9 protein-coding genes are annotated in these 9,873 nt (G+C 42.8%); 8 read left to right on the forward strand and 1 reads right to left on the reverse strand.

Annotated elements, in window-relative coordinates:
- Positions 1-26 precede the first annotated feature (26 nt).
- The 6 genes from QZT69_RS12090 (at position 27) to QZT69_RS12115 (ending at position 7,398) form a co-directional block, all read left to right on the forward strand.
- Positions 27-656: a hypothetical protein gene (locus tag QZT69_RS12090; protein ID WP_294674456.1), complete on the forward strand. Its 630-nt coding sequence runs from the start codon at positions 27-29 to the stop codon at positions 654-656.
- A gap of 162 nt (positions 657-818) precedes the next feature.
- Positions 819-1,145, forward strand: coding sequence for a hypothetical protein (locus QZT69_RS12095; RefSeq protein WP_294674459.1), 327 nt, complete (start codon positions 819-821; stop codon positions 1,143-1,145).
- A 472-nt stretch (positions 1,146-1,617) separates the two neighbouring features.
- Positions 1,618-4,830 carry a gliding motility-associated C-terminal domain-containing protein gene (locus QZT69_RS12100; protein ID WP_294674462.1) on the forward strand — a complete coding sequence of 1,071 codons (3,213 nt, stop codon included), beginning with the start codon at positions 1,618-1,620 and terminating at the stop codon, positions 4,828-4,830.
- Between the two features lie 88 nt (positions 4,831-4,918).
- Positions 4,919-5,671 carry an SDR family oxidoreductase gene (locus QZT69_RS12105; RefSeq protein WP_294674464.1) on the forward strand — a complete coding sequence of 251 codons (753 nt, stop codon included), beginning with the start codon at positions 4,919-4,921 and terminating at the stop codon, positions 5,669-5,671.
- A 73-nt stretch (positions 5,672-5,744) separates the two neighbouring features.
- Positions 5,745-6,419 (forward strand): succinate dehydrogenase cytochrome b subunit, encoded by a 675-nt coding sequence (locus QZT69_RS12110; protein ID WP_294674466.1) that lies wholly within the window; start codon positions 5,745-5,747, stop codon positions 6,417-6,419.
- 94 nt (positions 6,420-6,513) lie between these two features.
- Complete coding sequence (locus QZT69_RS12115) at positions 6,514-7,398, forward strand: zinc-dependent peptidase (protein WP_294674468.1); 885 nt, start codon at positions 6,514-6,516, stop codon at positions 7,396-7,398.
- A gap of 105 nt (positions 7,399-7,503) precedes the next feature.
- Here the strand turns inward: QZT69_RS12115 and QZT69_RS12120 are convergent, their stop codons facing one another.
- A complete protein-coding gene (locus QZT69_RS12120; RefSeq protein ID WP_294674471.1) occupies positions 7,504-7,926 on the reverse strand; it encodes a hypothetical protein in 423 nt (140 codons plus the stop codon).
- A gap of 157 nt (positions 7,927-8,083) precedes the next feature.
- Between QZT69_RS12120 and QZT69_RS12125 the strand changes: the two genes are divergently transcribed.
- The gene (locus tag QZT69_RS12125; RefSeq protein WP_294674474.1) at positions 8,084-8,485 is read left to right on the forward strand and encodes a BlaI/MecI/CopY family transcriptional regulator; all 402 of its coding nucleotides are present in this window, start codon (positions 8,084-8,086) and stop codon (positions 8,483-8,485) included.
- A gap of 21 nt (positions 8,486-8,506) precedes the next feature.
- A partial coding sequence (locus QZT69_RS12130) for a M56 family metallopeptidase (RefSeq protein ID WP_294674476.1) occupies positions 8,507-9,873 on the forward strand: 1,367 nt, incomplete at its 3' end.

Here is a 9,873-nt window from a genome sequence, read left to right on the forward strand (position 1 = left end):
AATTTTGTAGTAATTTCACTACCGTTATGGTATTTGAGAAAGAATTCAGGGAAGCGGTCATCAATTTGTCAATAAAGGAAAAAGACAAGCTTTTACTTCGTTTATTGAAACGGGATATTCCCCTTGCAAACCAATTGTATTTTGAATTGGTGAGTACTCAAACGGTAGAAGAACGCCGGGAAGAACTGGAAGAATTGGTCGTAAAGCGCGTTGCAGCAATGAGCAGACAGAGTTCGTCCATACAAGACCTGCTGGTGAAGACCCGTTCATTGAGCGGTGATATTACCGAACAGGTGAAAATAACGAAAGACAAATTCGGAGAAGTAAGCCTGAATTTATTAATGCTGAACGAGATTCTGAAATCAAACACCCCGAAAATCTCGCTCTTTTCGAGAGGAAAGCCTCAAAAATTTGCCGTTTACGTAATTGCGAGAGCATTTAAGTTACTGGTACTCATCCGTTCCATGCATGAAGATTACCTGGTGGACTTCAAGCCAGACCTGGAGCGCCTGGGGACATTCATTTCACAAAACGACCTGCTGAATAAAACAGCCCTGCACCATGGTTTGGAATTAAATTGGCTGCTTGACGGGGAAATTCCGGAGGATATTAAGGAACGGCAGGATTCTTTGAGGAAGAAAGGATTCCTGAAGTAAGATTCATGAAATGATTCATTATCAAGAGTGATTCAGCTTGGTAATTGATCATTTGATCCATTGATAATTCTTTTCACATTTGTTAACACTAAAAAATGAAAGGCAGCTGTAACATATCGCCGGTGAGTTGGTCTTACGACAAACCAATTCAATTTTTTAGATATGAAAACAGTTATCCTATTTATCGCATTATTCATGACTACCGGTTCAATTGCTTTAGCAGGAAACGGTGAAAGCTTACTTGACCGCATTATGCAGCGCAAAATCTATTACCCGGAATCATTGCGTGAAAAAGGAATCGAGACAACGGTTCATGTAAAAGTGCGCGTCCTGGCAGAAAATCAATTAGAAATCGTAGAAATAGCTTCGGATTCCGAAGAAATGAAAGCAGCAATCGAAAAACAAGTGCAGCAAGTTAAGATCAGGGTACCCCAAAACCTGGTCGGGAACACGTTTAATTACACATTTAAATTTCAGGTTCAGAAATAGCTTAGTATACTTAACTTCCTGGATTTAGATAAAGAAGAACGGCGCAAGTCGTTCTTTTTTGTTTTAACAGAAGATTACTTTATTCAACTAAAGCGCTACCCGTGTATAACTCTTTTTATAACTTAAAATTCAGAATTCAATTTCGGGGAGGGTTTAGCCGGGTAGCCTGATAATTTAACCTGAACGGATTTGTTTTGCTTCCATTGCGTGGAACGTTGATCTTTCCAGTTCCTGCGAACTTTAGAGGTACGGGAGTTTTCTGTTTCCCAACCATGGGGGAAGCACCGGGAGCACCCCAGCTGATCACCATAATGAAGACGGGATATTCGGGTATTAGAAAAACGAACAGGAAAATCGACCATTCCTAATTCATTACTGAATAGCAGTAACGAAAGAAAAGAATGATTCGTTGCTTCGAAAAAATAAAATCCGATTTTGCTATCTTTACCTCCACAAAATGAACCACCCTAAAATGACTAACAATCTGAAACAAACAGTCTTTTTTTTGGTTTTTGCGTTAAACTATTTCGCAAATGGAGTCGGTATACATGCTCAGACTTGTGGAGTAGACCCGTCTTTATGCTATAGCACACAACCATTTCCTCCAATCTCTTTCGGGATACAGGAACGCTTTGAAACTCAAGCCAACACGACTGTTTACCAGGATCCTTTGATTATTGATATCAACGGTGATTGCATTCCCGAACTTATTTTATCGGGAACAACCGGCTACTCAAACAATCCGCGAAAAACCAGTGGAATCACGATTGCCAATTCATCCACAGGTGCTACGATTAGCAGCTTTCCAACCTGTTTTTATTCCTGGACCAATGCACTGGCATACGTCGCAGGGGACGTTGATAATAACGGAACACCGGAACTAATCGTGGCAGCGATCAATGATTTTTCAAATCCGGCCAACATAAGAGGAAAACTGGTTTGTTATGATTTTTCCGGCAATGTCATCTGGATTTCCAACCAGGAATTCGGACTAAATACATTAAACCATTATGATGCCATGCCTGCACTTGCTGATTTCAATGGTGACGGAATCCCGGAAGTTTATGCTCACAACCAATTATTCAATGCTCAAACCGGCGAACTTCTGTTAGATGGAGGCGGAAATGGAATGGGAATCAATGTATTTATAGCTGGAATCTGCGAGAATGGAATTTCGATTGCAGGAGACCTGGATAATAATCCGAACGACCTGGAATTAGCTGCCGGATATACCGTTTATGATATTTCCATTACCAATATCCATGGAACAACCGGCAACAGCATCATTCCTCACAATATCCAGGTTGATGGCGTTTACCGCGACGGATTTACTTCCTTAGCCGATATTAATCTGGACGGAAAATTGGATATTGTCGTTTCTTCTTCCGGAACAGAAACCGATTCCCGTTTGTATGCTTACCACCTGAATACTTCCTTAAACCCGGTACTACTGGCACAAACACCCATGCCACGGGGAACTTCAGCGCCATATAGCCATTTCTCCGGACCTCCTTATATCGGAGACATTGACGGAAACGGAACACCTTCAATCTGCGTGACACGAAACTACCGCATGCTGGCATATACGTACAACGGAAGTACGACCTTTCAGCAGAAATGGATACTGAATACGATCGATCAATCGGGATGTACCGGCATTACTTCTTTTGATTTTGATCGGAACGGGATACAGGAGATCGTTTTCCGTGATGAAAGCAATCTGCAGATACTTAACGGGAACGGAACAACAGCAACAACATTGAGTTCGATAGGATGTTATTCTCTGACTATTAACGACATGCCGATCGTAGCCGACATTGATCATTCCGGACAAGCGTGTATTTGCGTGACCTGCGGAACAGAAAATTCTGCCAAAGTCATCGTTTATGGGTCGAACACTTCAACTGGCTGGGCTCCTGCACGTAGTATCTGGAACCAATATCCGTACCACGTCAACAACATTAATGATGACGGGACCGTTCCTCAAAATCCACAAAACAACGCCAACAATGTGCTCTCGAATAATTTCTATATTCAGTCTACATTACTGGATAACAACGGGAATTACCTGACACCGGCAGCAGACGCATCGATCACGATTGACTGCATTACCAAAAACATGGTAACCGGAAACATCGAAATTGCTTACACTTTATCGAACAGCGCACAGAGTTCCAAACCGATTCATCCGGGATGCTCCGTGTATGTTTACGATGCCGGACCGCTTTCGGGTGCTGCTGCCATTTACAATACTTCCGTAAACAGCACCATTCCTCCCGGACAATCCTTTTCCGGAACCATCATTATAAGTCTTAGTGCTTTCAACGGAACAACTATTAGTTTGCTGGCCAATGCGAACGGATCGCTGATCAATGGCAGTTACAATTCCACACAGTTCGAACAATTAGAATGTCATTACGACAACAATGTGGCCTCTTCCGGGGTGATCCCCATTGCATTTACTCCGGGAAATGATCTTTCACTGTGTTCCCTGCAACCCATCCCTTTGAATGCCGTACTTTATAGTCCGTTTGAAGGAACATGGGAAGTAATCAGCGGAGCAGGTACTTTCTCCGATATTCACGCATACAATGCAGTATTCACTCCTTCAGGAACACAGGATATCACTCTGCAATGGACCGTAAGTCAGGGAAGTTGTAACTTATCCATTGATCAAATGCAGCTTACTTTTGAAAGCATGCCGCTTCCGGTTATCCCGGATACTGTCATTTGTTACGGCGACAGCATTAGTACCGGTTATTCCGATCCGGATTACACCTATGAGTGGGATTCCGAAAGCTGGATTTCCGACCTGTATAACGGGATGCCTGTTTTTTCTCCCGAAACAAGCTCTTATGCTGTTGTCACCGCAACCAATACTACCACAGGATGTGTTGTCAGGGATTCTTTCCTGATCGAAGTAGCGGATCTTTCGGGTGTTCTTGTTCCTGCAGACGATACTTTATGTGCCGGAGCAAGTCTTCAATTAGCAGGATCGGCTCAACAAGGAATCTCCCTTTCCTGGGACAACGGTCATTCCAATCCTTACATCATCAATCCGGAAGCAGGTGTTCACGAATACATTTTACATGCTGTTTCAGAAGAAGGCTGTACATTTTCAGACACTGTAATGATCTTTGTCTATCCGGTTCCAACTGCTGGTTTTGATTATTCACCACATATAATACAGGAAGACGGGGAGGAGGTAACAACGATGAATTATTCCGAAAATGCCACTTTCTATACCTGGAGTGTTAATAACGAAATCCTTTCGGAAGAAGTGAATTTTTCATTCACTCCGGAAAATGAAGCCCAGGAAGCATACCTGATCAAGCTGACAGCACTGAACGAATTTGGCTGTATGGATGTTGCTTATGGTAAAGTAACGCGTCTAACCGACAACCTTGTATACATTCCGAACAGTTTTACCCCGGATGGAAACGAAGCAAACAATACTTTTATCCCGGTTTTCTATAATCCGGATAAGGTTCAGGATTACAAATTCGAGATCTTTAACCGCTGGGGTGAATGTATTTTCACCTCCGGAACTCCGCTGGAATCCTGGGACGGGACTTATAAGGGATTACCCGCTCCAAATGGGATTTATACATGGATGCTGCATTTCAATCATTCCGGAACCAGTGAGGACACCTCGTTAACCGGACATGTATCACTTCTGCGCTAGGGCCTTTGTCTATTTCTTAAACCAGTTTAAGAGAATTCCATTTTTCATTCCTCAGATTTGTACCATCAAATCAATAAAACAAAAAGAGATGAAAATTGTAATAATAGGAGGTAGCGGACTGATCGGAAGTCAGGTTGCAAATATGTTGAAAAATGATCACGAAGTTATCGCTGCTTCACCAGCTACGGGAGTAAATACAATCACAGGAGAAGGACTTGACGCTGTGCTGAGCGGCGCAGATGTTGTTGTCGATGTTTCCAATTCACCTTCCTTCGCAGACGGACCAGTGATGGATTTCTTTAAAACTTCCACTGAAAACCTGATGCAGGCAGAGAAGAGAGCAGGGATTCGCCACCACATTGCTTTATCTGTAGTCGGAACAGAAAAAATGCAGGACGCGGGTTATTTCCGTGCGAAGCTGGTACAGGAAAATCTGATCAAAGAATCAGGGATTCCTTTTACTATTGTACATGCAACACAATTCTTCGAATTCGCAGGAGCTATTGTTGGAATGAGTACTATTGACGGAAAAGTGAAACTTCCGGATGCATTCATACAACCCATTGCAAGTGCAGACGTTGCTTCCTTTATTGCCAAAACAGCTTCGGATAGTCCGGTTAGTAAAATTGTTGAAATAGGTGGTCCTGAGCGTTTCCTTATGAATGAGTGGATTGGTGAATATGCTTCTTCGACGCAAAAATTGCTGGAAATTGTGACTGACAGTAATGCACTTTATTCCGGCTCGGCACTTCAGCCAACAACACTGACCCCGGAAAATCCGGTTTACCTGGGAAGTACCAAATACAACGAGTGGATTTCACAACCTGGGAATCAGCGCTGATCAATTTATAAGGACGGGGCGGGGAAATGAGTAAAAGTACCCGCTTTCTTTGATTCATTTTAATCGATAAGCTATGACAACTCTGAAAAAAGCCTTTAAAAGTTCGGTAGGAAAGAAGATCAAAATGGCTTTGACCGGTTTATTCCTGGTGAGTTTTTTGATCGTACACGCATCCGTGAATGCACTAGTTTTTTACAACGACCATGGAAAAACCTTTACGATAGGTGCGCATTTCATGGCTACTAATCCGATCATCCGAACGCTTGAGATCGTGCTGATTATCGGATTTATCCTTCACATTGTACAGGGACTGAGACTTTGGCGGGAGAACCGGAAGGCTCGTTCGATTGCATATGTTTACAAGAAAAACAACACACCCGATGTGAAATGGTACAGTAAGAGTATGACTTTATTCGGTACCCTGATCCTGCTGTTCCTGGTTATCCACACGCAAAATTTCTGGATTCCCAACCGTATTCACCAATTCCAAACAGGAGAGGAGTTGGATTTATATGCGATGATGCTGGAAAAATTCCAAAACCCAATTGAAGTAGTTATTTACATCCTGGGATGTACTTCACTCAGCTGGCATTTGTTACATGGTTTCAAAAGCGCTTTTCAATCTTTGGGACTGAACCACCGGAAATACAATCCGCTGATCCTGAAAACATCGTACGCTTTCGCGATTGTTCTGCCATTAACGCTGGCTATGATGCCTGTTTCGTTTTATTTCGGATGGTTGAAGTAGATTTTTAAGCTGGTTACACAACGAATTATTGCGATGATTGTGAGATACCTTTGAATTTTCAATTATTTCCTGATTTGAATTATCTTTATGGGCTATGAATTGGACCGCCCTTTTAATAATAATTGGAGTAGCAATTGGCATTTTGATTCGCTTTTCCGGTTATAACCTGAACATGAACCGCCCCAAAAAGAACCCTGAACGGCCTTTTCCCCAACAATGGAGGAATTTACTGGTACAGTATGTCGCCTTTTACAACCGCCTGAATCCGCTGGATAAAAGCAAATTCGAAAAGCGCGTACATATCTTTTTGCTGAACGTTCAGATTGTTGGTGTTGATACGGAGGTCACACACCTGGACCGGATCCTGGTAGCTTCCGGTGCTATTATCCCCATTTTCGGATTCGATTCCTGGCATTATTCGAACCTGGAAGTGGTGGAAATCCACCCGGACAAATTCCTGATCCCGAATACAGACCAATATGCCAACGGATTGGTTGGCTGGGGAAAAATGGAAGGGAAAGTAAAACTATCGCGGAAAGCTTTGGTGGAAGGCTTTTACAATAACAACGACCAAAAAAATGTAGCCATCCATGAATTCGTTCATGTGCTTGACATGCAGGACGGAAAAATAGACGGAAAAATGGCAAAGGTCATACAGGAAATTGATCTCAAACCCTGGCTGCAGATCATCCACACCAAAATGAAAGCCATCCAGACCGGGAATTCAAGTATCCGCGATTACGCATCCACCAGCAATGCCGAATTTTTAGCCGTAATCAGCGAATTCTTTTTTGAGAATCCTGATAAACTGGAACGGGAACACCCGGATCTTTACCGCATGCTGGACCATTTTTACAATCCGAAAACGCGGCCAAAACCACAACCGAAGAGCAAGCAGGGAAATCCTCCCAAAGACCGGTTCAAAGGTCCTTCGAATAATAACGGACCACGAGAAGTAAAATCAGCTTTGGTGAATTAAGTGGCAAAATCAGTAGTGGAATAATTCCCGGAAGAAGTGAAGTTCACGATACGGATACCGTGAACTTCGCCGGAGATATCTATTTAGTTTGGCTGGAATACGCTATCACTCCGTTTCCCACTCCGAAACGTGGTTGTTTTCCAAATCTTTCAACTCCATGAAATCTTTTTCCAGCTGTAAAATTTCATATTCATCCGTTTGGACAGTTCCCTGGAAATTAGAAGGAGTGCGCACAATGGTCAACATATCCGCATCATCCGAAATGGAGTAGGTAATAGTCCACTGCAAATCCTGACCGTATTGCGGAATTTGGTATACAAACGTTCCCGGACAAGGCTGATCTTTCTTTTTACAGCTTTCAAAGGTAAACGCTCTGCGGATTCCTGTCAGATCCTCGTTCCCGGTATCTTCATACGTCGATTTGGTCATCACCCAGGTTTCTCCTCCCAAACTCTTTAAAGCTTTCTTTTCTTTGCTGCAGCCTGCAATTACCGCGACCGCAAGTACTAAATACAAGAGATGTTTCATCTTTCTTTTTTTTAAGCAAAGTAAATACAGCGGAAGAACTCTTTCAATAAGACAAATGACGTATTTATCAGAATGAGAAACAGAATGAGAATGAGTTTTTTTTTGTTAAAATTTACCTACCACTTGTTTCGTACGAAAAATTTCCTACCTTTGAAACATGAAAGCAAAAAAAGACGAAAATACTCCGCAATCGGAACCGACAAAATCAGAATTGGAAATTTTGCAGGTCCTTTGGAAAAACGGTCCTTCAACCGTTCGTTTTGTAAATGATTACCTGAACGAGCAGAAACGTGCCGTACAATATACTTCCACATTAAAGCTGATGCAGATCATGACCGAAAAGGAAATGCTCCTGCGTGATGCTTCGAGCATGAAACATATTTACAGTGCAGCCATCGAAGAAGATCATACCAAGACCGTTTTACTGGATAAGTTTATTGATACGATGTTCAACGGTTCAAGTACGAACCTGATGATGCAGCTGCTGGGGAACAAGAAGACCTCGCAGGAAGAACTGGACGCAATCCGCGCTATGCTGGATCAGCTTGACAAAAAATAAGAACTTTTAAAACCCTATACTATGCATTTTTTAGTGAACGACTCCATTATCACAGCAGTGAGCTGGACACTGATCCATTCACTTTGGCTCGGACTTGCTGCGGCTATCCTGGCGGGATTGACCCTTTTATTGACCAAAAAATCAACGTCGGTAGTTCGATACAACCTGCTCGCCGCATTAACCCTGTCATTCGTAGTAGCAATCGGTTTTACCTTCTATCACGAATTCGAAACAAAGGCACCCGTGTTGCAGACAAAAATGGAAGCAAAGACTATTCAAACAGGACAGTTTGTTTCTGCTTCTCCTGCTGTAATCAAAGATGAACCGAACACTGCCTTTTCTGCAATAACAGCATTCATAAGCGACTACGGTTCCTGGATTGTCCTGATCTGGTTTGTCGTTTTTGTATTCAAATGCATCCGCATGACCGGCGCTATCCGGCAAGTTTACCGTGTACGTAATTACCAAACAATTTCACCGCCGGAAATGTGGCAGAAGCGTTTATCCGAACTTCAGGTTTCACTCCGGATCAAACGCGGCGTGCAATTGCTTGAATCCAAATTGGTAACAGTTCCTTCCGTAACCGGATTCTTCAAACCGGTAATTTTAGTACCTGTCGGATTGTTGAACAACATTCCACAAGACCAGGTTGAGGCTATTTTACTGCACGAGCTTGCTCACATCCGTCGCAGCGATTATGCAGTGAACCTGATGCAAACCTTCTTGGAAATCTTATTTTTCTTCAATCCGGGAGTTTTGTGGATTTCTTCTTTACTGAAAGATGAACGTGAGAATTGCTGCGATGATTTGGCTATCGGAGTGACCAACAATAAAAAAGAATTTGTCAATGCCCTGATCTCTTTCCAGGAATACAACATGAGTACGCAGCGTTTTTCCATGCAGTTCGGAGATCAGAAAATGAAGCTTGCAGACCGTGCCAAACGAATTCTTTTCAACACCAACAAAATGCTCAGTAACCGGGAAAAGTACTTTTTATCAGCCTGCGCAGCATTGAGTGTGATTGTTATCCTGGTGGTTCTGAACGTAAATTCTTCTACCGCTCAAACTCCGGTCGATCCGCTGAGTCACAACAAATACAATTCGAAGGATGTTCCGGAAGGAACTGCGATCCGGTATGTGGATGACGCGAACGGGAAGAAATCTCAGGTATATGTCTTTAAGAACAGGGGAGTGCTTTACCAGGTTCCAGCTGACAAGAAGCATTTTAAAGTCGACGGCAAACTCATTAGCGGAAAGGACCGGGAGAACTACCTGCCGCAGATCAACGAATTGATAGCCAATTATGAAAAAACCATTGCTTCCGATATCTCCGAAGAAGAACGGATCATTGATGAGGCATCCGGCATTATAGACAAACACACGGCGCT

This window comes from uncultured Fluviicola sp., from assembly GCF_902168135.1.
GTDB lineage: Bacteria > Bacteroidota > Bacteroidia > Flavobacteriales_D > Crocinitomicaceae > Fluviicola.